The 23,862-nt window shown below is 67.3% G+C and carries 29 protein-coding genes; 19 read left to right on the top strand and 10 right to left on the bottom strand.

Annotated features, from left to right (window positions below):
• The first annotated feature begins 71 nt into the window (after positions 1 to 71).
• The 5 genes from ACAH01_RS09185 (at position 72) to ACAH01_RS09165 (ending at position 4,417) form a co-directional block, all read left to right on the top strand.
• Positions 72 to 1,172, top strand: a complete 1,101-nt coding sequence (locus ACAH01_RS09185) for a hypothetical protein (protein ID WP_372478970.1) — start codon at positions 72 to 74, stop codon at positions 1,170 to 1,172.
• A 225-nt stretch (positions 1,173 to 1,397) separates the two neighbouring features.
• Positions 1,398 to 2,690 (top strand): phosphoribosylamine--glycine ligase, encoded by a 1,293-nt coding sequence (gene purD / locus ACAH01_RS09180; protein ID WP_372478969.1) that lies wholly within the window; start codon positions 1,398 to 1,400, stop codon positions 2,688 to 2,690.
• A 71-nt stretch (positions 2,691 to 2,761) separates the two neighbouring features.
• The gene (locus tag ACAH01_RS09175) at positions 2,762 to 3,280 is read left to right on the top strand and encodes a DapH/DapD/GlmU-related protein (protein WP_170094295.1); all 519 of its coding nucleotides are present in this window, start codon (positions 2,762 to 2,764) and stop codon (positions 3,278 to 3,280) included.
• A gap of 24 nt (positions 3,281 to 3,304) precedes the next feature.
• On the top strand, positions 3,305 to 4,039 hold the full coding sequence (locus ACAH01_RS09170) for an NRDE family protein (protein ID WP_372478968.1): 735 nt from the start codon (positions 3,305 to 3,307) through the stop codon (positions 4,037 to 4,039).
• 27 nt (positions 4,040 to 4,066) lie between these two features.
• A complete protein-coding gene (locus ACAH01_RS09165) occupies positions 4,067 to 4,417 on the top strand; it encodes a MarR family transcriptional regulator (protein WP_018258646.1) in 351 nt (116 codons plus the stop codon).
• A 45-nt stretch (positions 4,418 to 4,462) separates the two neighbouring features.
• Here the strand turns inward: ACAH01_RS09165 and ACAH01_RS09160 are convergent, their stop codons facing one another.
• Genes ACAH01_RS09160 through ACAH01_RS09150 form a run of 3 tightly spaced genes read right to left on the bottom strand, consistent with a single transcriptional unit; the run spans position 4,463 to position 6,272 of the window.
• Positions 4,463 to 4,888, bottom strand: a complete 426-nt coding sequence (locus ACAH01_RS09160) for a hypothetical protein (protein ID WP_372478967.1) — start codon at positions 4,886 to 4,888, stop codon at positions 4,463 to 4,465.
• A gap of 39 nt (positions 4,889 to 4,927) precedes the next feature.
• Positions 4,928 to 5,248 (bottom strand): hypothetical protein, encoded by a 321-nt coding sequence (locus tag ACAH01_RS09155; RefSeq protein WP_170094298.1) that lies wholly within the window; start codon positions 5,246 to 5,248, stop codon positions 4,928 to 4,930.
• Positions 5,241 to 6,272 (bottom strand): PGF-CTERM sorting domain-containing protein, encoded by a 1,032-nt coding sequence (locus ACAH01_RS09150; protein ID WP_170094299.1) that lies wholly within the window; start codon positions 6,270 to 6,272, stop codon positions 5,241 to 5,243. Before ACAH01_RS09150 ends, ACAH01_RS09155 begins: the two co-directional genes overlap by 8 nt.
• A gap of 108 nt (positions 6,273 to 6,380) precedes the next feature.
• Between ACAH01_RS09150 and ACAH01_RS09145 the strand changes: the two genes are divergently transcribed.
• Entirely contained in the window at positions 6,381 to 6,863 is a 483-nt protein-coding gene (locus ACAH01_RS09145) for a hypothetical protein (RefSeq protein ID WP_170094300.1), read from the top strand.
• Here ACAH01_RS09145 and ACAH01_RS09140 read toward each other — a convergent pair.
• Complete coding sequence (locus ACAH01_RS09140; RefSeq protein ID WP_372478966.1) at positions 6,856 to 7,611, bottom strand: DUF2797 domain-containing protein; 756 nt, start codon at positions 7,609 to 7,611, stop codon at positions 6,856 to 6,858. The genes ACAH01_RS09145 and ACAH01_RS09140 overlap by 8 nt on opposite strands.
• A gap of 145 nt (positions 7,612 to 7,756) precedes the next feature.
• Between ACAH01_RS09140 and ACAH01_RS09135 the strand changes: the two genes are divergently transcribed.
• Together ACAH01_RS09135 and ACAH01_RS09130 are read left to right on the top strand one after the other, a co-directional pair.
• Complete coding sequence (locus ACAH01_RS09135; RefSeq protein ID WP_170094302.1) at positions 7,757 to 8,413, top strand: thioredoxin domain-containing protein; 657 nt, start codon at positions 7,757 to 7,759, stop codon at positions 8,411 to 8,413.
• 24 nt (positions 8,414 to 8,437) lie between these two features.
• Positions 8,438 to 9,001 carry a tRNA (cytidine(56)-2'-O)-methyltransferase gene (locus ACAH01_RS09130; RefSeq protein ID WP_372478965.1) on the top strand — a complete coding sequence of 188 codons (564 nt, stop codon included), beginning with the start codon at positions 8,438 to 8,440 and terminating at the stop codon, positions 8,999 to 9,001.
• Positions 9,002 to 9,013: 12 nt separating this feature from the next.
• Here the strand turns inward: ACAH01_RS09130 and ACAH01_RS09125 are convergent, their stop codons facing one another.
• Together ACAH01_RS09125 and ACAH01_RS09120 are read right to left on the bottom strand one after the other, a co-directional pair.
• Positions 9,014 to 9,727 carry a ThuA domain-containing protein gene (locus tag ACAH01_RS09125; RefSeq protein WP_372478964.1) on the bottom strand — a complete coding sequence of 238 codons (714 nt, stop codon included), beginning with the start codon at positions 9,725 to 9,727 and terminating at the stop codon, positions 9,014 to 9,016.
• Between the two features lie 72 nt (positions 9,728 to 9,799).
• Positions 9,800 to 10,333 carry a phosphate-starvation-inducible PsiE family protein gene (locus tag ACAH01_RS09120; protein ID WP_372478963.1) on the bottom strand — a complete coding sequence of 178 codons (534 nt, stop codon included), beginning with the start codon at positions 10,331 to 10,333 and terminating at the stop codon, positions 9,800 to 9,802.
• Positions 10,334 to 10,534: 201 nt separating this feature from the next.
• Between ACAH01_RS09120 and ACAH01_RS09115 the strand changes: the two genes are divergently transcribed.
• The 10 genes from ACAH01_RS09115 (at position 10,535) to ACAH01_RS09070 (ending at position 17,603) form a co-directional block, all read left to right on the top strand.
• On the top strand, positions 10,535 to 11,074 hold the full coding sequence (locus tag ACAH01_RS09115) for a transcription factor (protein WP_015763284.1): 540 nt from the start codon (positions 10,535 to 10,537) through the stop codon (positions 11,072 to 11,074).
• Positions 11,074 to 11,745: a DUF2110 family protein gene (locus ACAH01_RS09110; protein ID WP_372478962.1), complete on the top strand. Its 672-nt coding sequence runs from the start codon at positions 11,074 to 11,076 to the stop codon at positions 11,743 to 11,745. The genes ACAH01_RS09115 and ACAH01_RS09110 overlap by 1 nt, the downstream gene beginning before the upstream one ends.
• A complete protein-coding gene (locus ACAH01_RS09105; protein WP_372478961.1) occupies positions 11,742 to 12,515 on the top strand; it encodes a DUF5803 family protein in 774 nt (257 codons plus the stop codon). The genes ACAH01_RS09110 and ACAH01_RS09105 overlap by 4 nt, the downstream gene beginning before the upstream one ends.
• Positions 12,516 to 12,561: 46 nt before the next feature.
• The gene (locus tag ACAH01_RS09100; protein WP_170094308.1) at positions 12,562 to 13,254 is read left to right on the top strand and encodes a molybdopterin-binding protein; all 693 of its coding nucleotides are present in this window, start codon (positions 12,562 to 12,564) and stop codon (positions 13,252 to 13,254) included.
• Between the two features lie 190 nt (positions 13,255 to 13,444).
• A complete protein-coding gene (locus ACAH01_RS09095; RefSeq protein ID WP_372478960.1) occupies positions 13,445 to 14,503 on the top strand; it encodes an ATP-NAD kinase family protein in 1,059 nt (352 codons plus the stop codon).
• Between the two features lie 123 nt (positions 14,504 to 14,626).
• Positions 14,627 to 15,661, top strand: coding sequence for a phosphate uptake regulator PhoU (locus tag ACAH01_RS09090; RefSeq protein ID WP_170094310.1), 1,035 nt, complete (start codon positions 14,627 to 14,629; stop codon positions 15,659 to 15,661).
• 81 nt (positions 15,662 to 15,742) lie between these two features.
• A complete protein-coding gene (locus ACAH01_RS09085; protein WP_223270951.1) occupies positions 15,743 to 15,958 on the top strand; it encodes a hypothetical protein in 216 nt (71 codons plus the stop codon).
• 117 nt (positions 15,959 to 16,075) lie between these two features.
• Positions 16,076 to 16,300, top strand: coding sequence for a hypothetical protein (locus ACAH01_RS09080; RefSeq protein WP_018258663.1), 225 nt, complete (start codon positions 16,076 to 16,078; stop codon positions 16,298 to 16,300).
• 50 nt (positions 16,301 to 16,350) lie between these two features.
• On the top strand, positions 16,351 to 16,794 hold the full coding sequence (locus ACAH01_RS09075; protein WP_208628036.1) for an SRPBCC family protein: 444 nt from the start codon (positions 16,351 to 16,353) through the stop codon (positions 16,792 to 16,794).
• On the top strand, positions 16,791 to 17,603 hold the full coding sequence (locus tag ACAH01_RS09070) for a carbon-nitrogen family hydrolase (RefSeq protein ID WP_208628037.1): 813 nt from the start codon (positions 16,791 to 16,793) through the stop codon (positions 17,601 to 17,603). The genes ACAH01_RS09075 and ACAH01_RS09070 overlap by 4 nt, the downstream gene beginning before the upstream one ends.
• Positions 17,604 to 17,817: 214 nt before the next feature.
• Here the strand turns inward: ACAH01_RS09070 and ACAH01_RS09065 are convergent, their stop codons facing one another.
• The 3 genes from ACAH01_RS09065 to ACAH01_RS09055 form a co-directional block, all read right to left on the bottom strand.
• The gene (locus ACAH01_RS09065; protein WP_372478959.1) at positions 17,818 to 19,011 is read right to left on the bottom strand and encodes a PQQ-dependent sugar dehydrogenase; all 1,194 of its coding nucleotides are present in this window, start codon (positions 19,009 to 19,011) and stop codon (positions 17,818 to 17,820) included.
• Positions 19,012 to 19,179: 168 nt separating this feature from the next.
• Entirely contained in the window at positions 19,180 to 20,709 is a 1,530-nt protein-coding gene (locus tag ACAH01_RS09060; RefSeq protein ID WP_372478958.1) for an aldehyde dehydrogenase family protein, read from the bottom strand.
• Positions 20,710 to 20,922: 213 nt separating this feature from the next.
• On the bottom strand, positions 20,923 to 23,034 hold the full coding sequence (locus ACAH01_RS09055; RefSeq protein WP_372480804.1) for a CDC48 family AAA ATPase: 2,112 nt from the start codon (positions 23,032 to 23,034) through the stop codon (positions 20,923 to 20,925).
• Between the two features lie 142 nt (positions 23,035 to 23,176).
• Between ACAH01_RS09055 and ACAH01_RS09050 the strand changes: the two genes are divergently transcribed.
• Positions 23,177 to 23,311 (top strand): hypothetical protein, encoded by a 135-nt coding sequence (locus ACAH01_RS09050; RefSeq protein ID WP_015763299.1) that lies wholly within the window; start codon positions 23,177 to 23,179, stop codon positions 23,309 to 23,311.
• Positions 23,312 to 23,417: 106 nt separating this feature from the next.
• On the opposite strand, the gene ACAH01_RS09045 is transcribed toward ACAH01_RS09050, so the two are convergent.
• Positions 23,418 to 23,846 (bottom strand): DUF5796 family protein, encoded by a 429-nt coding sequence (locus tag ACAH01_RS09045; RefSeq protein ID WP_170094317.1) that lies wholly within the window; start codon positions 23,844 to 23,846, stop codon positions 23,418 to 23,420.
• Positions 23,847 to 23,862 lie beyond the last annotated feature (16 nt).

Here is a 23,862-nt window from a genome sequence, read left to right as displayed (position 1 = left end):
CGGTTAGTGGCGGACTTCTCGGCCGTACACGACTCATTACGAAATCGATACGCCGAGAGGTGTCGCTACCGATGAGCCCAACAGACGACGCGACCGACGAGAACGGCGTCGACCGCCGACGCGTGCTGAAGACGATCGGGGCGGCGACTGCGGGTCTGCTCGCCGCCAGCGGCACTGCAGCGGCACACGAGACCCAGTTCGAGGGCTGTGATCGCGTCTGTACGGGGACGGACGGGAGCTTCGCCGTCGTCGCCGTCGACGGGACCTTCACCTGTCGCCCGATGACGGCGACGAGCGGCGTCGACGTGCCCTGGAGCTGGCAGAGCTACTGTTACGAGGCGTCGGCCGACGAGACGATCGTCGGGCTGCTGGAAGAGAACGTCGTTCGGGGCGGAACTACCGATTCGAACGGCTCGTGTAGCCTCTGTATCAACCCCAACGACTGCGCCGTGGCGGCCTACGACAGCGTCGACGACATCGTCGCGGCCCTGGACCAGAACGACGCCTGTGGCGTGTGCGCCGGACACGTCGAGGCAGGGAGCGACTGTACGACGTACGCGGTCGACGGCGGCGGCGGGGACGGCTCGGACGGCGACGACACCGGCAGTGGTACCGACGGCGACGGCGGCGACGGTGGCGAAGGGAGTGACGGCTCGGACGGCGACGGCGGAGACGGTGGCGAAGGGAGTGACGGCTCGGACGGCGACGGCGGAGACGGTGGCGAAGGGAGTGACGGGACAGACGGCGGCGGCGATCCAGACGACGGTAGTGAGACGGGGGACGACAGCTCGGACGGAGACGACCCAGACGACGGTGATGTGGACGATGGCGACGGCGAAGACGGCGATGATGCGGGCGATAGCGACGAGGACGACGAAGACGACGAAAACGACGGCGGCGATGACGACTACGATACGAACGAGCACTACGCGGACGACCGAGAGCTCTGGCGCAGCGACCTCGCGGACGACGGCTCGGACGACGGGCCGGCGTGGGAGTGTGAGAACACGACCGAGAACCCGACCGCGATGGAGTTGTGGTACGATCGAGACGACACGCCGGTCGATCCCGCGGACAGAGAACGCTGCGGATCGGGGACCGACGACGACGGCCTGCTGACGGCGATGCAGCGGTGGCTCGCTCGTGACGACACGCCCGACAGCCTGGACTGATACTGCCGGCTGTCACTGTCGCAAGATATTCGCGACCACGGTGTCGCAACGTTCGGTACAGACGGACAGCCGGCAGTATGAGACGGAGTCTCGTCGGTCCGCACCGATCGATCGTACGACGACGATCACAGGTGTGTACGGGAAGACGGCCGTGAGACGGACTGAACGGCCGCCGACGCGAGGGGAAAGGCAAGGTTTAGGCCCCTCCCAGTCGCCCTCACAGGTATGACAGAGACCGTGGTGCTGATCGGTGGCGGGGGCCGCGAGCACGCGATCGCCCGCTCGCTGGCCGACTCGGATGCCCGACTGTACGCGTGTGCCGGCAACAGGAATCCCGGAATCGCGGCGCTGGCCGACGGGTTCGAGACGCTCGACACGACGAACCCGACGGCGGTCCGGACCTATGCCAACGAGGTCGACGCGACGCTCGCGGTGATCGGCCCCGAGAACGCACTCGAAGCCGGCGTCGCCGACGCGCTCGACGAGGCGGGCGTGTACACGTTCGGTCCCCAGCAGGACGCGGCCCGCATCGAGACGGACAAGGCCTTCCAGCGGCGGTTCATGCGGGAACACGACATTCCGGGCTGTCCCGACTTCGAGACGTTCGACGACATGGCTGCCGCCTGCGAGTTCATCGACGACTACGACGGCGACCTCGCGGTCAAGCCGGCCGGGCTCACCGGCGGCAAGGGCGTCCGAGTCATCGGCGATCAGGTCACCGCCGAGGAGGCAAAAGCGCACCTCCGGAGTGCGGACTACGACCGCGTCGTCCTCGAAGAGCGCCTCGTCGGCGAGGAGTTCACCGTCCAGGCGTTCGTCGCCAACGGCCAGCTCCGTGTCACACCCGCCGTACAGGACCACAAGCGCGCCTACGAGGGCGACGAAGGACCCAACACCGGCGGCATGGGCAGCTACTCCGACGCCGGCCTGGAGCTGCCCTTCATGTCGGAAGACGACTACATGGAGGCCGTCGACGTGCTCCGGGCGGTCGTCGACGCGCTGGACGACTACAAGGGCGTCCTGTACGGTCAGTTCATGCTCACCGCCGACGGGATCACGGTCGTCGAGTTCAACGCTCGCTTCGGCGATCCCGAGGCGATGAACACGCTGCCGGTGTTGAACACCGACTTCCTCGACGTGCTGACGGCGGCCCGCGAGGACGAACCCCTGCCACAGCTCTCTTTCGCTCCGCAGGCGACGGTCTGTAAGTACGCCGTCCCCGAGGGCTACCCGACCGAGCCGGCCGCTGGCGCGAAGGTGACGATCGACGAGGACAGCGCCGGTGACGCGCTCCTGTTCTACGCCAGCGTCGACGAGCGCGACGACGGCATCTACACGACGACCTCCCGGTCGTTCGCCGTCGTCGGCCTGGCGGAGACGATCACCGAGGCCGAGGAGATCGCGGAGGCGGCTCTCGACGCTGCCGGCGAGGACGGGCTCCGGATGCGCCACGACATCGGCAAGCCCGACCTCGTCCAGCAGCGGATCGATCACATGGACGAACTGCGCGGCGAGTAACGCGGGCCGAGATCGAGCGGACCGGCCTCGACGACGCGGGTTTTTAGACGGCTCCTGACGAACGGTCGGTCGTGACTGGGCCACGACGACACGACCGCCTCGACCGGACGGCAACACCGGGACCGCACAACTCCCTGCACCACTGGCCGTCGGCCAAGCACCCACTCAGGCTGGTGGTGAACTTCCTCGTCGTCTGGACCCTCCGATACTCTCCGAGCCTCGCGCTCAAGCGGTGGCTGCTCCGTCGGCTCGGTGCGACGGTCGGCGAGGGCGTCTCGCTGGCGCTGACGGCCACCCCGGACGTGTTCTGGCCCGAGCTGCTGACGATCGAGGACCACGCGGTCGTCGGCTACGACGCCACGCTGCTGTGTCACGAGTTCCTCCGAGACGAGTATCGGACCGGCGAGGTCGTCGTCGGCGAGGGCGCGATGATCGGCGCGGGAGCGATCGTCCTCCCCGGCGTCGAGATCGGTCACGACGCCAAGGTCGGTGCCAACGCCGTCGTCACGGCAGACGTGCCGCCGGAGACGACAGTCGTCGGTGCGCCGGCCGAGCCGGTCGGCGAGGACGACACCGACAGCACCCTTTAGCCCTCGGGGACCATACGCTCGGTCGTGTGTACGCTCGTCTTCGCCTGGCAGGTCTTCGAACAGCCACTCGTCGTCGCCGCCAACCGTGACGAACGGCTCGACCGGGAGTCGAACCCTCCTGCCGTCCACGACTGGCGCACACGCGTCGTCGCACCGACCGACGCGGAAGCTGGCGGCACGTGGATCGGCTACAACGAGCACGGCGTCTTCGTCGCGATCACGAACCGCTGGACGGACGCCGACCTCGCGGGCGAGCGCTCTCGGGGCCTGCTCGTGCGCGACGCGCTGGGCGAGCGATCCGCGGAGGACGCCGCTCGGCTCGTCGAGCGCGCCGTCGACGCCGACGAGTACCAGGGGTTCAACCTCGTCGTCGCCGACGCGTCGGCGGCCGTCTACACCGAGTGGGACGGGACGCTCTCGGTTCGCACGCTGAGCCCCGGCGTCCACGTGGTCGTCAACGTCGGTGCCGACGGCGACTACCGGATGCCCGACGATCGACGGGCGGCGGCACAGCGTCAGGCCGACAGCGCCGGCCGACTCGTCCAGACCCTCCAGCCAGAGCCAGACGAGAACGGGGGCTCGTGGCTCGACCGCGCAGCCGAGACGATCGCGGACCACGACTACGGCGTCTGCGTCCACGGTGAGGGGTTCGGCACCCGCTCGTCGTCGCTCGTCGTCCTCGGGGACGAGCGGTGGTTCCGCTACGCCGACGGACCGCCCTGTGAGACTGCGTATCGTCCGGTCGAAGGTCAGGTTTAAGCGGCCGACCCTCCCATAACGGAGTATATGAGCATGGCAGCCATCGAGGAGGAGCTCTCGGACGACGAGCGTGCCGGCCTGGAACTCATCAGAGAGTCCGGTGGCATCCACCAGAGCGACTTCTGGAAGGAACTGGACGTGTCTTCGCGCAAGGGGAGTCGGATCGTCGACTCGCTGGCGGACAAGGAACTGATCCAGCGCGAGGAGACCATCTACGAGGGACACAACACGTACCACCTCACGCCGGCACCCAGAGACCTGGACTTCTCGCTGCTGATGGCCGGCGACCAGCTCTCGCCGTTCATCGGCGACGAGGAGGTCGACGCCCGGAGCGACGCCTTCTCGCAGTGGGTCATGAGCCTCGCGTACAACGAGTAGCGCCGCTTCTCGAACGGCAAAACGCAGAACGGACTGTTCGAAGCGCTAGTCTTCGAGCGCGTCGGCGATCCGGTCGAGCGTGCGGCGCACGTCGTGGACCTCGTCGCGCAGCTTTCGGACTTCGCGGGTCAGCTCTTCGTTGTCGCCGCTCTCTTCTTCTCGGCCGCCCGGTCCCATGCCGCCGGCACCGCCGGGGCCGCCGGGACCGCCGCCCATCATGCCGCCCATCATCTGTGCGAAGGGGTTCCCGCCGCCACCGCCGCCGCCCATGCCGGGCGGGCCGCCGCCACCGCCCATCATCTCTTCCATGCGCTCCTCGCGGCTCATCTCGCCGTCCTCGCCCTCGCGCTCTTCGGCTCGTTCCTGACGGATCTCCTCGACGCGCTCTCGGAAGGACTTCTCCTCGTCCTCGCCCGCGTCCGAGGGTTCGTCTGCTGGCGATTCGTTCTCCTCGGCGTCGTCTTCTGCCATGGGCGGCCGTTGGCGTGCGGGTCGGAAAAGGGTTGTCGTCTACGTGATGCGACGGACGAGCACCGACAGGCCCAGCGCGCTGGCCAGCAGGATGACGAGATTGAAGATCGCCTGGAACAGCGGCCGATAGTCCGGCGTGACGAAGTTCCGGATCGCGTTCGAGGTCGCGAAGTAGAACTGCAGTGTCGCGATCAGGGCCACGAGTATCAGGATGCCGAAGGCGGCCCACTGGAGCGCGTCGATGACGCGCTGTCCGGTGTCGGACTCCGCCGTCTCGTCGGTGTCGTCGGGACTCTGCGTCGTCTCGAACCCCTCGTCGTGCTGTGCCTCGGTCGCGCCGCCGATGTCGTCGTCAGTCATTGATCTGTCTCCGTGCGGTCAGCAGTGCGGTTGCGAGCAGTGCCACGAGCGCGAGCCCGACGCCGAAGCCGGGACCGCCGCCGGTGGTCGTTCGGGTCTCCTCCGCCCGACCGCCGTCTCCTCCGCTGGTGCTCTCGTCGTCGAAGTCGCCGGTGTCGAACTCGACCGCTCGGCGCGTCTCGTTGGCCTCGACGACGCGGGTCGGGTCGAGGTTGGCGACGCCGATCGCGGTGTCGATCACGACCCCGTCACGCAGCAGGATTGCGTCGATGTAGTAGTTGTAGCCGTCGGGGACCGTCAGCGTCGTGCCGGGCTCGACGGTCCGGCCCGGACGGATCGAGCCGACCTCCTGGCGGGACTGTGCGGCGACGAGGTTCGACTCGGCCTGGCGAGCCCGGAGCCGCAGCGTCACGTCGCCGGCTTCGGTGTCGCCGTCGTTGGTCAGTGCGGCCGTCACCGACAGCTCCGAGCGGTTGTCGCTCGTCGTCGTCGGGTCGACGGCGATCGTCGGAATCTCAGCCGGGGAGTTCTCGTAGCGCTCGAACGCCACCGTCGAGTCAGCGTAGTCGGGCGTCAGTGCCTGGACGCCGCTGATCGTCCGCGTGCCGCGGGCGACGCGGTCGCCGTCCTCGTAGACGATCGTCTCGATGCGGTAGCCGCCCTGGCGCTCGACCGAGAGGTCGGTCAGCACCGAGACCGATCGATCGCCAGTCACGTTGCCGACGGACTCGTAGACCTGATCTTCCAGCAGGCCCGACTCGGCGTCGATCGCGCGGACTTCGAGCGTGACGTTTCTCGCCGGCCCGCCGCTGTGGACGAGCCGGGTGTCGAGCTGGAGGTTTGCCGTCCGACCGGGCACCGAGGTGACGTTGATCGTCGAGTCCTCGGTCTGGAGGTGGAGGTAGCTCGGCCGGACGTTCTCGTCGTCGGGCTCGTCGAGCACCCCGGGAACCGCGAGCGGTGTGGCGAGCATGGCGACGACGAGAACGACCATGCCGCCGGTGAGTATCGTTTCGCGTTGCACGTCCGAGATCCCTCCACGGAGTCATAAATGTTTTCTGACTAACCGAGGCGGTATGCAATTCGATTTGTGGGGGCAAAATTCATTGCCTCTCAGTGAGAGTCCAACAGTATGAATCAGCGAGCTGCCCTCTCGGTCGTCCTCTCGATCGTCGGCCTCGCGGCCGTCGTCGTCGGCATCCACCAGGAGTTGCTGCAGTTCCGACCGATGTACGACGCGACCGTCGAAACCGGCTGGGGCGGCCCGGTCAGCCACGAGGAGCGCCTGCTCTCGCGTGTCGCCGTCGTCGGCGTTCTCGGCGTCGTCGCCTCCCTCCGGTGGCGGCGGGCCGCGTTCGGAGCGGTCGCCGCGAGCGCCGTCGTGTTCTTCTACGTGGCGAGAGCGGTCGGCCACTACGTCGCCGAAGGGTCGCTGTACACCGGCGTCTCGGTGGCTGGCGGCGACGCCGGACGCTTCGTGCTGGGTGCCGAACCGTACTGGCTCGTCCTGGGAGCCGCCTGCCTCCTCGCGGGAGGCGTGGTCCGTCTCTACACGGGACGAAACAGGACCGCGAACACCACCGTCCCAGCGGACGCCGACGCCAGCATCAGCTGAACGCGCCGAGGTTGGCCTGGAGTTGCCGATCGACGCTGTCCTCGCTGAGCTCGTAGCCCACGGTGTCCCGGAGGTCGACGGCGTAGGTCCCGCCGCTGTTCTCGACGACGAGGAGACGGCCTTGCGACCCGACGACGGTGCCAGACAGCAGCGTCTCGGCGATCGGACGGTCCGTCAGGCCCAGCCCGTACTCGAACTCGAACGTCTCGATGGGCTCGAACTCGTCGAGCAGCGTCCGCCAGGCGGGCTCTTCGACCGATCGGTGTAGCCCCTCGATCTTCGTTGGCACGCGGACGCTGTCGCCCACCGTCGCGGCGATCTCGGCCTCGATCTGGCGAGCGACGCGTCCGTTCGCGACGGTCCGGAGGTGGGCCGCCCGGTCGGCCCCCTGTTCTCGCAGTCGCCGTTCGAGCCGCCACGAGCGGGTGACGCCGACTTTGAACGTCGCCGGAGCGAAAGCGGCCAGGTAGACGGCGTGTTCCTCGTGACAGCTCTCCAGTGGCATCGCACAGTCCCCGCGACACCGCGCACACGGCCAGCGATCGGTGTGTCTGTCACAGTGGGGTGCCGTCGGATTCTCGCAAGCGACGTGCGTTCCCTCGTCGATCGTGCCCGCACAGTGGCGCTCGCCGAGCGAGTACGACACCTGCTGGCCGGGCTCCAGTGGCTCCGTTCGAACGGCCCCGTCGGTCCCGAGCAGGAGCGCAGCCGACTCGTCGACGCGAGCGCGATAGCCGACGACTTGCACGGCGGCGGCTACGGGATGGCGGGCAAAATACCCGTGGGATCGTCGCCGTCTCCCGACGCCCGCGTCGATGCCGCCCCCGCTCTCGGCGCGGATTCTACAGCACACAGACCGCGAAACTAAAGTGCGCGAACCCCGATTGCCGACTATGGACGATCTCTCTCCGACGCGGCGCTCGCTGTTGCTGGCCGGCGGTGCAGCGGCTGCCTCGCTCGCGGGCTGTCTCGACTCCTCGAGTGGTGGCTCCGAGCAACCGGACGGAACGGCGACGGTGACGGCCGGTTCGCTCTCGACGCCGGTCGCGGGCGATCCCGAGGCCGACGTGACGGTCGCCGTCTACGAGGACTTCGCCTGTCCGCACTGTGCAACGTTCAACCAGGAAGTCTACCCAGACATCCGCTCGGAGTACGTCGAGAGCGGGGCGATCCGGTACGAACACCACGACTTCCCCCTGCCGGTCGACCAGAACGTCTCTCTGGAGGCTCCGAACGCGGCCCGAGCGGTACAGGACGGCGTCGGCGACGAGGCGTTCTTCGAGTACGCCGACCTCCTGTTCGAGAACCAGGGCTCGCTGGGGCCGGACCGCTACGCGTCGCTGGCTCGGGAGGTCGACGCGGACCCGTCGACGGTGAAGACCGCAGCGGTCGAACAGGCCTACGAGGCGACCATCGAGGCCGATCGCGAGGGCGGCATCGACGCGGGAGTCGACCGGACGCCGACGGCGCTGGTCAACGGCGAGAGGGTCGAAGCCAGCTACGAGGCACTCAGCACTGCGATCGACGCGGCCCAGTCCGACAGCACTTAACGGCCGACGCCCCTCCCCTCGGGTATGCAAGGCGAACCCGAGGTCGCCGTCCTCCGACTCGGCCACCGTCCCGGCCGGGACGAACGGATGACGACCCACGTCGGACTCACGGCCCGGGCCCTGGGTGCGGATCGGCTCGTCCTCGCGAACGCGGGCGCGAGCCGGCAGGACACCGTCCAGGACATCACCGACCGTTTCGGCGGCCCCTTCGAGGTCGAGGTCACCGAGCAACCGAACCGCTTCCTGAAAGACTGGTCGGGCTCGATCGCCCACCTCACCATGTACGGCCTCCCGGTCCAGGAGGTCGAAGGCGAGATCCGCGCGGCCCACCGGAGCGAGCCGCTGCTGCTGGTCGTGGGCGCGGAGAAGGTCGGCTTCGAGGTGTACGAGCGGGCCGACTGGAACGTCGGCGTGACGAACCAGCCCCACTCAGAGGTCGCCGGGCTGGCGGTCTTCCTCGATCGACTCTTCGAGGGGCGCGAACTCGACCGCGAGTGGGAAGACGCGGACCGCGTCGTCCAGCCCCGGCCCGAGGGAAAGCGCGTCGTCCCGGCCGAGGAAGCCGCCGAGACAGCCGACGACGGATAGCTGCGGCCGCTCTCACTCGCTGGCTTCGACGTTGACGTTGTCCCACTGAGTGACGCTGCGACCTGTCGGTGCCGCCCACTCGACGGCGTTCGCGAGCACGTCCTGAATCGTCTCGTCGTGGTAGATCGGGTGCGTCTCGTGGCCCGGTCGGAAGTAGAAGATCCGGCCGCTGCCGCGGCGATAGCAGACGCCGGATCGGAACACCTCGCCGCCCTCGAACCAGGAGCTGAGGACGTGTTCGTCGGGCTGTGGGATCCCGAACGGCTCGCCGTAGGTCTCGGCCTCGGGGACGACGATCGGTGTCTCGATGCCGTCGAGGATCGCGTGGTCGGGATCGATCGCCCAGAGACGCTCACGCTCGCCGGCCTCTCGCCAGTTCAGGGTACAGGGGGTCCCCAGCAGTCGCCGGAAGGGCTTCGAGAAGTGCGCGGAGTGGAGCACGAGCAGGCCGAGCCCGTCGTTGACCGCGTTACAGACCCGCTCGACCACGTCGTCTGCGACCTCGTCGTGGGCGGCGTGACCCCACCAGAGCAACACGTCGGTGTCGTCGAGCACCGACTCGGTGAGGCCGTGCTCCGGCTCCTGCAGGGTCGCCGTTCGCGTCTCGTGGCCGCGCTCGGCCAGCGCGTCGGCGATCGTCTCGTGGATGCCGTCGGGGTAGATCTCCGCGACGGCGTCGTCCTCACGTTCGTGTACGTACTCGTTCCAGACAGTGACGGCGACCATGCGTGTCCTCGGTCGGGACGTGTGCAAAAGTCTGCCGGCCCGTCACGGCCGAACTGTCGCCGAGACTGCTCGCTACGCGGACTCGCCGTCGGACAACTGGAGAGAGTCGTTCCCGTAGACCCGCTCGACGAAGAGCAGCGCGACCAGCGCGAGAATGATGATCGCGTACGACCCGGCGGCCAACACGGCGTCCTCCAGCGTGGCGTACTCTCCCGTCCGGAAGATGATGGCTTTCCGAACCATCGCTATGACACCGGTGTAAATGACCAGCCTGACGACTCTCCGGGTGTCGTTCTGTTCGACGTACGCGAGCACCGTCTGGTACACTTCGACGATGATCAACAAGAGGAGTCCGGTGTCGATGAACCTGATGACGACGAGCGGATCGGTGATCCTGCCCGATCGCACGGCATCGAGTATCTCCAGAATCAGGTCGAACACTCCGACCGCAAAGAGCAGGGCAAAGACCGTCGCGGCAGCGAGTTCGACCCCGTGGACGAACCGACCCACGACGCGGGAGTATCGCTCACCCAGCGACGCCGAAGACTCACTCTCGACCGGGGCAGACGAGTTCTGGTCGGGCGAGGGCTGTTCGTCGCCGCTCATTCGTCCAGCCCCGTCTTCCGAGGGCCGTTGTCAAGCATATACCGTTTCGTATGTTCCTTGGACACATATACCATTTGTCGCGACGATCGACGCCGACAACCGATCCTCCACTGCTGGCTCGGTTGCCGTGTCTGCTTTTCGACTCCGGGTGTCGTACGGGAAAGCTAAAACTTAACCGGACGACGGCCCGAAGAGCATACAATGGCTTTTGAGGACCTCCTGGAGGATCCTGTGATACAGAAATACCTCCACGAACTCGTCGGACCGAAAGGGATGCCGGTCGCCGCCGCGCCGCCGGACGGCGAAGTGACCGACGAAGAACTCGCCGAAGAGCTGGGACTGGAGCTCAACGACGTGCGCCGGGCGCTGTTCATTCTCTACGAGAACGACCTGGCGTCGTATCGACGACTCCGAGACGAGGACTCGGGGTGGCTCACCTACCTCTGGACGTTCAAGTACGAGAACATCCCCGAGAAGCTCGAAGAGGAGATGCACCGCCTGCTCGACGCGCTCGAAGACCGCGAGTCCTACGAGCGAGACAACGAGTTCTACCTCTGTGAGCGCTGTGGCATCCGCTTCGAGTTCGACGAGGCGATGGAGTTCGGTTTCCAGTGTCCCGAGTGTGGTGACCAGGTCGAATCGATGGAGAACACGCGACTCGTCGACGCCATGGACGAGCGGATCGCGAAGCTCCGCGACGAACTCAACGTCGACCACGAACGAGAGGACGCCGAAGCCTGATGGTCGTACTCGCAACGAAGCTGTACGTCGACGGCGACGCTCGCCAGCGTGCGCTCGACTCGCTGACCTCGCTCGTGGGGAACGAACTCGCGGATCTGGACGTGGAGTACGACGTGGGGATCCGTGACGACGACTTCCCGAGCGTCACGATCTCGGGGCCAGACGAGACGATCGCCCGGAACCTCCTGGGCGAGGAGTTCGGCGAGATCGTCCCGACCCTCGAAGCCGGCGAGACCTACGTCGGCACGCTCGACTCCTGGGACGACGACGGGTTCGTCCTCGACGTGGGCCACGGCGACTCCGTCCGGCTCCCGGCCGACTCGATCGGACTGGGCCGGGGGAGTCCCGAACAGCTCCGGACCCGCTTCGGACTGGTCCAGCACCTCCCGCTGGAGTTCGTCAACGACGATCCGCCACGCCTCAGCGACGCCGCCCAGGACGAACTGTACGAGTGGACCCGAGGACAGGGCCGCGTCAACGTCAACAGCGCGACCCGGGCAGAGGTTCGGGCGACCGTCAACCGCGCCGGTCACGCCCAGGACATCATCACCGTCGAGCGCGTCGGCCTGCTCGAACAGAGCATCGTCTGCCGTGACGAGACCGATCCGCCGGGGCTGCTGTCCAGCATCGGCCAGTACCTGCCCTCGGAGCTGCTCTGTATCGTCCCATGAGGCGTCGGGGTCTCGTGCTCGCTGCGGTGCTCGCACTCGTCGCCCTGAGTGGCTGCACCTCGCTTCTCGGGCCGGGCGAACCGGACCCCCAGCAGCTCAACGAATCCGCCGACTACGACTGGGATTCGAGCGTCAACGCCTCCATCACCCTCGAAAAGAACGCCTCCGTCCACGTGTACGGTACCGAGAACCGCTCGGAGCTCCAGGTGTACAAGCGCGACGCGCTGGGCCAGGAGAGCCATCTCGAAATCAGGGCGCTCCAGTACCGATACCCGAACGGGACCGTCGTCACCGCCGATCACTCGGCGCTGTCGGTGACCCAGACCCGCGAGCGGACCATCCTCGACGTGCCCAACGAGACCGCCGGACAGGTCGCGTTCACCGCGCCGCGACAGGGCAAACGCTACTCGACGCCGGTGTTCGTCGAGGGAGCGACGAACTTCACCCTCCCGCCGGGGGCCCGCGTCGGCGTCCCGCTGCTCTCGCAGGTGAACCCACCGGCCGGCGAGCGATCGGTGACGGACAATCGGATGACGCTGACCTACGAGAACGTGACCGCCCAGACGATCCGCGTGCGGTACTACCTCCAGCGTGACCTGCTGATCTTCGGCTCGGTCTTCGGGGGTGGGATCGTCCTGGCGATCGGCGGGAGCGTCTACTACTGGCGACAGATCCAGTCGCTGAAACGAAAGCGCGAGGAGACGGCCATCGACATCGACACGGACGGCGACGACTTCGGCGACGACGGGCCGCCGCCGGGCATGCGGTAGTCGCGACGACGAGAGGCTTTTACTCGGTGACGACCAACGCCGCGACATGCACGTCGCGCTGGTCACGGTCGGCGACGAACTACTCGCTGGCGACACCGTCAACACGAACGCCGCGTGGCTCGGCCGCCAGCTCGCCGACCGCGGGGTGTCGGTCGAACGGACGACGGTCGTCCCGGATCGGCTGGCGGACATCGCCCGCGTCGTCAACGAGTACCACGCCGAGTACGACGCCGTCGTCGTCACCGGCGGGCTCGGACCGACACACGACGACAAGACGATCGAGGGCGTCGCCGCCGCCTTCGGCCGTGACGTGGTCGAGAGCGAGGAAGCGCTGTCGTGGCTGGAAGAACACGGCGGCTACGAGCGTGCCGATCTCACCGACGGCACCGGCCACGTCCCCGAAGGGGCGCGTGTGCTGCCCAACCACGAGGGCGTCGCGCCGGGCTGTGTCGTCGAGAACTGCTACGTCCTGCCGGGTGTCCCCGCAGAGATGAAACGGATGTTCGAGGAGATCGAGGACGCGTTCGACGGCGAAGGGCGACACGTCACCGTCGTCGAGACCGACGAACCCGAGAGTGCGCTGCTGGATCGCCTCGCCGCGGTCCAGGAGCGGTTCCCGGTGAAAGTCGGGAGCTATCCGGGCGAGCGTGTCAGCGTCAAGTTCGAAGGGACCGATCGGGAACTCGTCCAGGAAGCGGCGGCGTGGTTCGAAGCGCGGGTCGAGTCCGCCGACGACTAGCGCCCGAGGAACTTGAGCCAGAGCGCCGTCGCGACGATCCCACCGATCGTGACGAGGTAGCCGGCCGCGTCGATGATCCCGGGCTGTACGGTTTCTTGCAGCGGAACGAACATACGACTACGTCCATCGCCCTCCGGCTTCAAAGATTCGTTCCCGGGTGGCTTTTGCGAGTGGCGACCGAACGCGTGGTATGCGCCGAATCGGTGTCGTCGTCAACCCCATCGCCGGGATGGGTGGGCGGGTCGGACTCAAAGGGACGGACGGCAAAGTCGAAACGGCTCGCGAGCGGGGAGCCGAGCCCCGCGCACCCGAGCGTGGGGCCACCGCGCTGGCCGCACTCCGGGAGTACGGCGACGAGATCGAGGTGCTCACCTGGGGCGAGCCGATGGGTGCCGAGGCGGTTCGGGACGCGGGATTCGACCCCGTCGTGCTCGGGGAGCCAGCGAGCGAGGAGACGACGAGCGAGGAGACGCGGGCCGCCGTGCGTGCCTTCCGCGAGCACGGGGTCGATCTCGTGTTCTTCGTGGGCGGTGACGGTACTGCCGTCGACGTAGCCGAGGAACTCGGCGAGGAGACGCCGATGCTCGGCGTGCCGGCCGGCGTCAAGGTGTACTCCTCGGTCTTCGGCGTCTCGCCGCGTGCGGCCGGCCGGATCGCAGCCCGCTTTACCGACACCGAACGGGCAGAGGTCAACGACATCGACGAGGACGAGTACCGTCGGGGCGAGGTCGTCACCGAACTCCGGGCCGTCGTCCGCGTCCCACAGGCAGACGAGCGCCAGTCCGCGAAGCAACTCGGCGGCGGCACCGTCGAGACGCTGGCCGAGGCCGTCGCCGAGGAGGCACGGCCGGGAGTCACCTACGTCCTCGGACCGGGCAGCACCGTCGGCGCGATCAAGTCGGCGCTGGGGTTCGACGGCACGACCCTGGGCGTCGACGTGTGGCGGGACGGGGAGGTTCTCGTCAGGGACGGCGGCGAGGCGGAGATCGTCGACGCGCTCGGCGAGGACAACGTCGTGATCGTCTCGCCCATCGGCGGACAGGGGTTCGTCTTCGGCCGAGGGAACCAGCAGCTGTCACCGGCCGTCATCGAACGCTGTGAGATCGAGGTCGTCGCCTCGCGGGCCAAGCTCGACGACATCGGCGTGTTGCGCGTCGACACCGGCGATCCAGCACTGGACGAGCAGTTGCGCGGCTGGCTCCGGGTGCGCGTCGGGGCCTTCGAACGCCGTCTCGTCGAGGTCGCCTGACGCCGCGACGACCGGTGGATGTTCGTCCACCGATTCCCGGCAAAGAGATTCAATATTATTATTCGCAGAATGTATTCGCCCGTATAGACAACATTAAGGTGAGCTGGGACAAGTAAAGGACATATGGAAACCCGAAAGGTACAGCGGTTGGGGCCTTCGACGCTCGCGATGACGTTGCCGGCGGAGTGGGCCAGCGCCCACGACGTGGAGAAAGGCGACGAAGTGTCGCTGCGAATCAGCGGTAACGGTGCTCTCACAGTGTTGCCCGAATCGGTGCAGGCAGAGGAGTCCGAGGCGATCATCTACGCCGCCGACCTCGACGCCGACGCCGTCGAGCGAGCGATCGTCGCCCAGTACGTGCTGGGCCGCCGGATCATCCACATCGACGCTGGCGAGGGCGAGACGCTCCCCTCGGAACACATCAACGCCGTCTACAACGCCGAGACCCAGCTGATGGGGCTGGGCGTCATCGAGGAACGACCGGAACGCATCGCCATCCGGTGCTCGGTCGACCCCGAAGACTTCACGCTGAACAACCTCCTCGAACGGCTCGAATCGACCGGCAGCACCATGCGAAACGAGGCCGTCAAGTCACTGGCCCACGGCAACCCCGACCTCGCACAGCGCGCACTCAACCGGGAACGCCAGGCCAACAAGATCTTCGTGCTGCTCCTTCGCCTCATCTTCACCTCCTACCAGAACCCCAATCTGGCGCGGGCGGTCGGGCTCGACGACGGCTTCCCGCTGATCGGCTACCGATCGATCGCGAAGAACCTGGAGCTGACTGCCGACAACGCCGAGGACATCGCCGAGATCGCCCTGGAGTCCGACGATCACACCCTCACGGTCGAGTCGTCGACGATGCGTCGGATCCGGGATTTCACCGATCAGGTCAACGAGATCACCGAGAAGGCGGTGACCGCCACCGTCGAGCGCGACTACGACACCGCGATCGAGGTCCGCGAGACCTACGCCGAGATCGGCGACCGGGAGACCGAGATTCTGGACGATCTCCCGGAGATGGGCAACGAGTCGCTCCTGCAGGTGCGGGAAGTCCTCGTGAGTCTCCAGCAGACCGCCGAGTACGCCGTCCGAAACGCCGAGATCGCGACGAACCTCGCGCTCAACGAGGAGTCCGAACACACCGAGATCAAGTAACCGTCCGTCAGCGCACGCCGTCGTCGGTCTCGGGACGCTCGCTCCGCATGAATTAAGTGGCCACTCGGGATAGCAGTTCGTATGGCAACAACGTCGTCGAAGACGGACATGAGCGTCGGACTGGGGCTGCTCTTCTCGATTGTGGCGGTCGTCGCTTCGGTCGCGACAGGGGTCTTCGGCTACTCGTACGCGCTGGAACACGCCCGTGCAGTGCAGGTCAACGGCGGGATCGCCTTCGGCGTCGCGATGCTGGCTGCGGGCCTGGCGATCGTGGCGATCCACGCGTTCGACGACTGATCGGCTGGCCGACGAGTCGTCGTTCGGACTCCCTTTTGTTCCCACCTCCTGCCCGTCTACTCCGGTTCGATAGCTCGGAAAGGAACGGTTAAGACTTCGAAGACCTTACTTCGAGGCATGGGAGAGATCAGCGAGGAAGACCGGCAGATCCTCGACTACCTGAGGGACAGCGTCTCCCGCGGGCAGAGCTACTTCCGCGCGAAGAACATCGCCGAGCAGCTCGGTCTCTCGTCGAAGCAGGTCGGTGCCCGGTTGCCACGACTCGCAGAGGAGGCCGACGAAGTCGACATCGAGAAGTGGGGCCGATCCCGCTCGACGACGTGGCGCGTCACGCTGAGCTAGTCGTGGCGGTCTTCGCCGTCTTTTTGACCACGTACCCCTGACGACATCGTATGACTGTCCGGGTCGAGCGGACGATGACGGTACCGGCGTCGCCCGAGCGAGTCTGGGAGTTCATCGCGGACCCGGACCGGCGCGCCGCGCCGATCAGCGTCATCGAGCGCTGGGAGACACACGACGACGGCTCGGCCACGTGGCACCTCGCGCTCCCGATCCCGCTGATCGACAGCACGGTCGCCGTCGAGACCAGCGACGACGAACGGCGCGCGCCCGACTACGTCAGCTTCACCGGCCGATCGAAGGTGATGTCGGTGCGAGGCGAGCACGAACTGGAAGCGATCGACCGAGACGACGGGAGCGTGGCGACGCGACTGACGAACCGGTTCGTCGTCGACGGTCGAATCCCGGGCGTCGAACGGTTCTTCAAGCGCAACTTCGACGCCGAGCTAGAGAACCTCGAACGCGCGCTGCTGGCAGACGTCGAGGACCGACCATGAAAATCGCGCTCGCACAGCACCGCGTCGAAGCAGGCACCGTCGAGGGGAACGTCGAGCGAGCGACGGCGATGATCGAACGAGCCGCCGACCGCGGTGCGGCGCTCGTCGCGTTGCCGGAGCTGTTCGCCACTGGTTACTTCGCCTTCGACGCCTACGCCCGAACGGCCGAGTCCCTGACCGGGCCGACGCTCACGCGACTGCGGGAGACGGCGATCGACCACGACGTCGCACTCCTCGCGGGGTCGATCGTCGAGGATCTGGCCGCCAGCCACGAGGCCGGCATCGAGACGCCGGCCACGGCGGGCTACGCCAACACGTCGGTGCTGTTCGACAGCGACGGACAGCGCCGCAGTGTGTACCGCAAACACCACCTGTTTGGCTACGGCTCGGCCGAACAGGACTTACTGGAGCCGGGCGAGCGCCTCCAGACCGCCGACGTCGGAGGCTTTACCGTCGGCGTCACGACCTGCTACGACCTCCGCTTTCCGGAGCTCTACCGGGAACTGGCCGACCGCGGGGTCACGCTCGTGCTCGTCCCGAGCGCGTGGCCCTACCCCCGCGTCGAGCACTGGTCGGTCCTGCCGAAGGCACGCGCCGTCGAGAACCTCACGTACGTCGCGGCGGTAAACGGCGTCGGCACGTTCGACGACGAGGCGCTGCTCGGTCGCTCGACGGTGTACGATCCGTGGGGGACGCCGATCGCGTCGACGGGCGACGAGCCGGCACTCGTCACCGCCGACCTCGATCCGGATCGGGTCGCCGCCGTCCGCGAGTCGTTCCCGGCGCTCGACGACCGTCGTCAACCCTGATCTTTATACGTGCTCGGTCGAGAGTACCACATGCCGGCACGGCGCTTTTCACGTCTTTGCCGGCGAACTAGCTCGGCTCGCTCGACTCGCTGCTCGGCCACGGTGGCGATCGCCCAAGGCTGTCCGGACAGCCTTCCTCGGCGTCCTTCCATCGTGTTGGGTCTCCAGCCCTTTTGACGCTCGCAACCGTCCTCTCTCGTCTTCGGAGCGTCGCTCACACCGGCGAGAGCCGCACGATCGGTGCCGCCTCGGCGTCGACCGCCACGTAGAGGTGCCCCTCGTCGACGCCCTCGGCCACGTCCCTGATTCGCCATCCGCGTCCCGACAGCAGCTGTTCGGCCTCGGTCACGTCGGTGCCGTCGACGGTGAAGCGAGCGAGAGACTGCGAGGCCAGCCCGCCGACGAACAGGTCGCCGTCCCAGTCCGGGAACGCCGCGCCGGTGTAGAACGTCATCCCGCTGGGTGGGAACCCACCGCTCCCGCAGGGCCAGGAGTAGACCGGCCCGACCACGTCGTCGCGGTCCGCGTGTGCGACGCCGATGGGATCGCCCGACCCGTATGTACAGCCTTCGTCGGCGACGGGCCACCCGTAGTTGCCCCCACGCCGGAGGACGTTGATCTCGTCGCCGTCCTGTTCGCCGAACTCGCTCTGCCAGATCGCGCCGGTGTCGGGATGGACGGCCATGCCCTGGGCGTTGCGGTGGCCGTAGCTGTAGATGGCGTCGGCGGCCGCCGGCTCGTCGACGAACGGATTGTCGTCCGGGATCGAGCCGTCGGGTTCGAGACGCAGCGTCACACCGAGTTCCGTCGTCAGGTCCTGGGCGACGTGGTCGGGGCCGAAGTCCTTGAACTGTCGATCGCCGACCGTCTGGTAGACCGTGCCGTCCCGGCCGAAAGCGACCCGAGAGCCGAAGTGACCGTTCGACTCGACGAACGGCTCGGCGACGTGGAGCCGCTCGAACGCTTCGAGCGAGCCACTGTCGACGTTCAGCCGCCCGCGACCCAGCGCCGTCGTCGACTCGCCGCCGCCGTTCGCGCTGGCGTAGGTCAGGTACACCCACGGCGTCTCCTCGAACTCGGGGTGGAGTTCGCTGTCGAGCAAGCCACCCTGCCCCCGAGCGTGGACCGACGGCACGCCGCTGACCGTCGTTTGCTCTCCCTCGGGCAACGACACCAGCGAGAGCCGACCGGGCCGTTCGGTCACGAGCAACTGTTCCCCGCCGGGCAGCGGTGTGACGCTCCACGGAGCCGTAAGCGAGTCGGCGACCCGTTCGACGGCGACCCCCGCGTCGTCGCCGGTCGTCGTCGCTCGATCGGCCGACCGGCCCGTACAGCCCGCGGCGAGGCCGGCTGCGATCGTGGCCAGCACCGAGCGACGCCGCGTGACCGCTGTCGTCTCGTCGGTCATACTGCCACTTCGTGCCCCACACTCACAAAGGCCCCGTCGACGCGCTCCCGCGGTCGAACTCTCTCGGAGCACACGCCGTCGCTACTCGCGGCACACACCGCTCGCTGGGTGCATCACTCCTCCTCGCAGTGAACCACTGGTCGGCGATCAAACGCCTCCCAGCGTCGTTCACTCCTCGGTCCGTATATCCGCCGACAACCCCTGTGCCATCTCGATCTCCTTCGAGTTGTTGAGCGTCCAGGCCGTCCGTTCGGTGACCGCCTCGATCACTTCGCGGGCGTGTGGCGAGCCGCTGCCGGACTTCTTGACGCCGCCGAACGGGAGGTGGACCTCCGCGCCGATACACGGGAGGTTGCCGTAGGCCAGTCCGAGGTCGGCGTTGTCTCGGAAGTAGTTGATCTGCCGGTAGTCCTCGGCGATGATCGCACCGGCGAGGCCGTACGGCGTCGCGTTGACCATCTCGACCGCGCGTTCGACCCCGCCGGAGTACTCCAGCAGGGCGACGTGGGGGCCGAACACCTCCTCGGTGAGACAGCGCAGTTCCGGATCGTACTCCATCTCGTAGACGAAGGGTCCGACCCAGTTGCCCTCCTCGCGGCCGTCGGGAATCGCGTCAGGAGCCAGCTCTTCCCGGTCGACGAGTACCGTCGCCCCCTCCTGTCGGGCCAGTTCGTTGTACTCGGCGAACTTCTCGACTTGCTCTTGGTCGACGACCGGGCCCATGAACGTCGACTCGTCGAGGGGGTCCCCGACCGTCACGTCTTCAGCGAGGTCGACGAAGCGGCGCTTGAACTCGTCGTACACGTCCTCGTGGACGATCAGGCGCTCCGCGGAGACACAGCGCTGGCCGGTCGTCTTGAACGAGGACATCACCGCCGAGTGGACCGCAACATCCAGGTCTGCGGTGTCGGTGACGACGACCGCGTTCTTGCCGCCCATCTCGCAACACGCGCTCCGGCCAGGCTGGCCGCCGATCTTGCCCGCCACCTCGTGGCCGACCGCCGCGGAGCCGGTAAAGAGGACGGTGTCGACGCGGTCGTCCTCGACGATGGCGTTGCCGGCGTCGCCGTACCCCTGAACGAGGTTGAACACGCCGTCGGGGATCCCCGCATCGTCGAACATCTCCGCGACGATCTGGGCACACCACGGGGTCTGTTCGGCGGGCTTCCAGACGACGGTGTTGCCCTCGACGAGCGCGACCGCCATGTGCCAGAACGGGATGGCGACGGGGAAGTTCCAGGGCGTGATACAGCCGACGACGCCGCGGGGCTTGCGCCGCATGTAGGCGTCCTTGCTCGCGACCTCGCTCGGAACGACGTCGCCGTGGGGGTGGCGGGCGTTGCCCGCGGCCCACTCGACCATGTGGTAAGCTTCGACCACGTCGGCTCGGCCCTCGGAGAGTTCCTTCCCGCACTCTCTGCTGACGACGGTCCCGAGTTCGTCGGTGCGATCTCGGAGCTCGTGGAAGATCTCCCAGAGGTGTTCTGCGCGATCGATGTAAGAGAGGGCTTGCCACTCGTCGGCGGCGGCCTCGGCGGCGGCGACGGCGCTGGATACGTCGTCGCTCGTTCCGCGCTGGAACTCGGCCAGCACCTCGCCGGTCGCGGGCTCGCGGCTCTCGAATGTCGTCGTACTGTCGCCGTCTGTCCACTCACCGTCGATGTAGTGGCTGCCGGGGACCTCACTGTCTCGAGTCATGTGAGCGTGTGAACTTGACCCCCGGTAGACAAAAATCTATGTCACGAATCTGCACCGACACCGTCCCCTCTCACACCCGGACTGGGGTCCTGTGGACGGTTTCGCCACTTGGTTCGCGACTATCGGAGCCCGGTTTCGATCACTCTGTCGACGAGTGATCGTCCGTATTAGTTCACGCGTCTCCGCGGCGCTCGTACAGTCGATTCGTCGCCGTCAGACCGATTCGAGCGCGGCCTCGAAGTCGGCCGTCTCGACGACGACCGATTCGGCGCTGGCTGCAACGTCGTCGGGATCGATGTCGTCGGCGACCGCCCGGATCGCCCGCATCGAGGCTTCCCGGACGAGTGCCTCGATCTGGGCTCCCGAGTACCCCTCCGTCTGGGCCGCCAGCCCGTCGAGATCGACGCCGTCGCCGAGGGGCTTGTCGGCGGTGTGGACCGCCAGGATCTCGCGACGCGCGTCGCGGTCCGGGTTCGGCACTTCGATGTGCTGCTCGAACCGACCCGGCCGCAAGAGCGCGTCGTCCAGCGTCTCGCGGCGGTTCGTCGCCGCCAGGACGACGAGGTTGGGGTTCTCCGTGATCCCGTCGAGCTCGGTCAGCAGCTGGGAGACGACGCGCTCGGAGACCTCGTTGCTCTCCCCGCGCTGGCCTGCGATGGCGTCGATCTCGTCGAGGAAGACGATGCTCGGGGCAGTCTGACGGGCTCGCTCGAACACCTCTCTGACCGACTCCTCGGACTCGCCGACGTAGCGATCAAGCAGTTCGGGGCCGTTGACGTGGATGAAGTTGACGCCGCTCTCTCCGGCGATCGCGCGGGCCAGCAGGGTCTTGCCGGTCCCCGGCGGCCCGTAGAGGAGCACGCCGCTGGGCGGATCCGTGTCGGTCGCCGAGAAGAGCGGCCCGTAGGCGAGTGGCCACTCGACGGCCTCCGTGAGCCGCTCTTTCACGTCGTCGAGCCCGCCGACATCGTCGAACGAGACCGACGGCGACTCGGCGACGTACTCTCGCATCGCCGAGGGTTCGACGGCCGCCATCGCCGTCTCGAAGTCGGCCCGGTTCACGTCGGGGTCTTCGCTCTCTCGTCGCAGCGCCGTCATCGCGGCCTCCGTGGTCAGCGTCGCCAGGTCCGCGCCGACGAAACCGTGGGTCTGGCTCGCCACGTCGTCGAGTTCGACGTCGTCGTCGATCGGCATCTCGCGGGTGTGGACGTCGAGGATCTCTCGACGACCGGGCTCGTCCGGTACGCCGACCTCGATCTCGCGGTCGAAGCGCCCGCCCCGCCGGAGAGCGTCGTCGATCGTGTCGACGCGGTTGGTCGCGCCGATGACGACGACTCGGCCGCGGTCTTCCAGCCCGTCCATCAGCGTGAGCAGCTGGGCAACGACGCGGTTCTCCATGTCGGCGTCCTCGTCGCGAGAGCCCGCAATCGAGTCGATCTCGTCGATAAAGAGGATCGACGGTGCGTTGTCCTCGGCGCGCTCGAAGGCCTCTCGCAGCCGCTCCTCGGATTCGCCCTTGTACTTGGAGACGATCTCGGGGCCGGAGATGGTGTCGAAGTACGCGTCGACCTCGTTGGCGACGGCCCGAGCGATCAGGGTCTTCCCGGTGCCGGGCGGCCCGTGGAGCAAGACGCCACTGGGCGGGTCGATTCCGAGCCGGTGGAACCGCTCGGGCTCGGAGAGTGGCATCTCGATCATCTCGCGGATCTGGTCGAGTTCTTCGTCGAGACCGCCGATGTCCTCGTAGTTCACGTCGATGTCGGCCGTCTCGGTCGCCTCGTCCTCGGACGGTGGATTCACCGACGACGCGGTCGCCGACTCCTCGCGGTCGCCACTGTGGGGCAACACTGTGACGCGCGTGTCGTCGGCGACGCGCACGGAGCCCTCCGGCGAGGTCGAGCGCACGAGGAACGTCCCCAGCCCCTCGACGTGGACCTGCTCGTCTCGCTGGACGAGCCGGTCGACGAGCCGGTCACGGACGGCGTGTTCGTAGGACTCGCTGCCGGGGAGGGGCTTTGCCGGCTGGACGGTGATCGTCGTCGCGTCGTCGACGCTCGCGTTCGAGATCGTCACGGTGTCGCCGATGTTGACACCGGCGTTGGCCCGCGTGTCCGCGTCGATCCTCACGAACGCGCCGTCGTCGTCGCTGGCCGGCCAGACCTTGACGACGGTCTTCCTGTCGCCGCCGACGATGATCGGGTCGCCGCTGAGAACGTTCAGTTCGTCCCGGACCGAGTCCGGCAGCCGAGCGATGCCACGCCCCGCGTCGCGCTTGTTGGCCCCTTCGACTTCGAGTTCGATCCCGCCAGACGGGTGACCATTCATGCGCTCGGGTAGAGGACCGACGGTCTTGATACCGTCGCCTGGTGGCTGGGCGGTCACGGTGTCCATCGACGGCGATCCGGCGGTCGTCTGTCGAGCGTGGCCCGGAGAAACGCCTATATCGGTGGCGTGTGGAACATGTGTCATGGTCTCTCAAACCGAGCGTGACGAGATGACCTGGTACGAGTGCGAGCACTGCGGGCTCATGTTCGACGACGAGAGCGACGCCGACCAGCACGAACGCAACTGCGACTCGGAAGAACCGTCCTACATCCAGTAGACGACCCGTCGATCGACCGCTGCGACGGTCGAAGCGGCGCGTTTGTGCGGCCACGACCGCTTCGCGACCCAGCGGCTGCGAGTAGCTCGAAACGGGACGCCGGGGATCACTCGCCGCCGACGATCTCGTAGCTCCGTTCGCCCATCTCGTCTTCGACGAACACGAAGACGCGCCCGCGGGCCGTTTCGGGGTCGGCCTCGACTTCGACGCGCATCGACGTGTCCCTGATCGTCACGCCGGGGAACACCTCTTCTTGCTCGCCCGTGTCGAGCATGATCCGGCCCACGCCGGTCTCTTCGAGGATGTCGTCGTGGGTGTTGAGATCGTTGACGTACAGCAACACGCCCTCGGTCTCGTTGGGGTCGGTCACGAGGACGTGGACCTCTTTCGCCGGTGCTGCCACGACGCTGTCCTCGACTCGCTCGGGGACGCCGTGGTAGAACACCTCTCGGCCGTCGGTGTACTCGACCACGACGCCGTCTTCCGTGAGTTCGACCGACAGCGTCTCCGGGGCTACGTCGTTGCGGGCACTCATTGACGACGGTTCGCCT

This window comes from Halomicrobium sp. HM KBTZ05, from assembly GCF_041530035.1.
Lineage (GTDB): Archaea > Halobacteriota > Halobacteria > Halobacteriales > Haloarculaceae > Halomicrobium.
Note: the sequence above shows the minus strand (reverse complement) of the source record. Positions and strands in the feature narration are given on the sequence as shown.

Bases quoted from the DNA above. Each gene is read 5' to 3' on its own strand.
- ACAH01_RS09135 (WP_170094302.1), top strand. From the start codon at position 7,757: ATGGACGATCTCTCTCCGACGCGGCGCTCGCTGTTGCTGGCCGGCGGT.
- ACAH01_RS09100 (WP_170094308.1), top strand. From the start codon at position 12,562: ATGCACGTCGCGCTGGTCACGGTCGGCGACGAACTACTCGCTGGCGAC.
- ACAH01_RS09130 (WP_372478965.1), top strand. From the start codon at position 8,438: ATGCAAGGCGAACCCGAGGTCGCCGTCCTCCGACTCGGCCACCGTCCC.
- ACAH01_RS09125 (WP_372478964.1), bottom strand. From the start codon at position 9,727: ATGGTCGCCGTCACTGTCTGGAACGAGTACGTACACGAACGTGAGGAC.
- ACAH01_RS09110 (WP_372478962.1), top strand. From the start codon at position 11,074: ATGGTCGTACTCGCAACGAAGCTGTACGTCGACGGCGACGCTCGCCAG.
- ACAH01_RS09120 (WP_372478963.1), bottom strand. From the start codon at position 10,333: ATGAGCGGCGACGAACAGCCCTCGCCCGACCAGAACTCGTCTGCCCCG.
- purD (WP_372478969.1), top strand. From the start codon at position 1,398: ATGACAGAGACCGTGGTGCTGATCGGTGGCGGGGGCCGCGAGCACGCG.
- ACAH01_RS09055 (WP_372480804.1), bottom strand. From the start codon at position 23,034: ATGAATGGTCACCCGTCTGGCGGGATCGAACTCGAAGTCGAAGGGGCC.
- ACAH01_RS09060 (WP_372478958.1), bottom strand. From the start codon at position 20,709: ATGACTCGAGACAGTGAGGTCCCCGGCAGCCACTACATCGACGGTGAG.
- ACAH01_RS09105 (WP_372478961.1), top strand. From the start codon at position 11,742: ATGAGGCGTCGGGGTCTCGTGCTCGCTGCGGTGCTCGCACTCGTCGCC.
- ACAH01_RS09090 (WP_170094310.1), top strand. From the start codon at position 14,627: ATGGAAACCCGAAAGGTACAGCGGTTGGGGCCTTCGACGCTCGCGATG.
- ACAH01_RS09075 (WP_208628036.1), top strand. From the start codon at position 16,351: ATGACTGTCCGGGTCGAGCGGACGATGACGGTACCGGCGTCGCCCGAG.
- ACAH01_RS09115 (WP_015763284.1), top strand. From the start codon at position 10,535: ATGGCTTTTGAGGACCTCCTGGAGGATCCTGTGATACAGAAATACCTC.
- ACAH01_RS09065 (WP_372478959.1), bottom strand. From the start codon at position 19,011: ATGACCGACGAGACGACAGCGGTCACGCGGCGTCGCTCGGTGCTGGCC.
- ACAH01_RS09080 (WP_018258663.1), top strand. From the start codon at position 16,076: ATGGGAGAGATCAGCGAGGAAGACCGGCAGATCCTCGACTACCTGAGG.
- ACAH01_RS09165 (WP_018258646.1), top strand. From the start codon at position 4,067: ATGAGCATGGCAGCCATCGAGGAGGAGCTCTCGGACGACGAGCGTGCC.
- ACAH01_RS09155 (WP_170094298.1), bottom strand. From the start codon at position 5,248: ATGACTGACGACGACATCGGCGGCGCGACCGAGGCACAGCACGACGAG.
- ACAH01_RS09145 (WP_170094300.1), top strand. From the start codon at position 6,381: ATGAATCAGCGAGCTGCCCTCTCGGTCGTCCTCTCGATCGTCGGCCTC.
- ACAH01_RS09085 (WP_223270951.1), top strand. From the start codon at position 15,743: ATGGCAACAACGTCGTCGAAGACGGACATGAGCGTCGGACTGGGGCTG.
- ACAH01_RS09160 (WP_372478967.1), bottom strand. From the start codon at position 4,888: ATGGCAGAAGACGACGCCGAGGAGAACGAATCGCCAGCAGACGAACCC.
- ACAH01_RS09050 (WP_015763299.1), top strand. From the start codon at position 23,177: ATGGTCTCTCAAACCGAGCGTGACGAGATGACCTGGTACGAGTGCGAG.
- ACAH01_RS09185 (WP_372478970.1), top strand. From the start codon at position 72: ATGAGCCCAACAGACGACGCGACCGACGAGAACGGCGTCGACCGCCGA.
- ACAH01_RS09070 (WP_208628037.1), top strand. From the start codon at position 16,791: ATGAAAATCGCGCTCGCACAGCACCGCGTCGAAGCAGGCACCGTCGAG.
- ACAH01_RS09045 (WP_170094317.1), bottom strand. From the start codon at position 23,846: ATGAGTGCCCGCAACGACGTAGCCCCGGAGACGCTGTCGGTCGAACTC.
- ACAH01_RS09095 (WP_372478960.1), top strand. From the start codon at position 13,445: ATGCGCCGAATCGGTGTCGTCGTCAACCCCATCGCCGGGATGGGTGGG.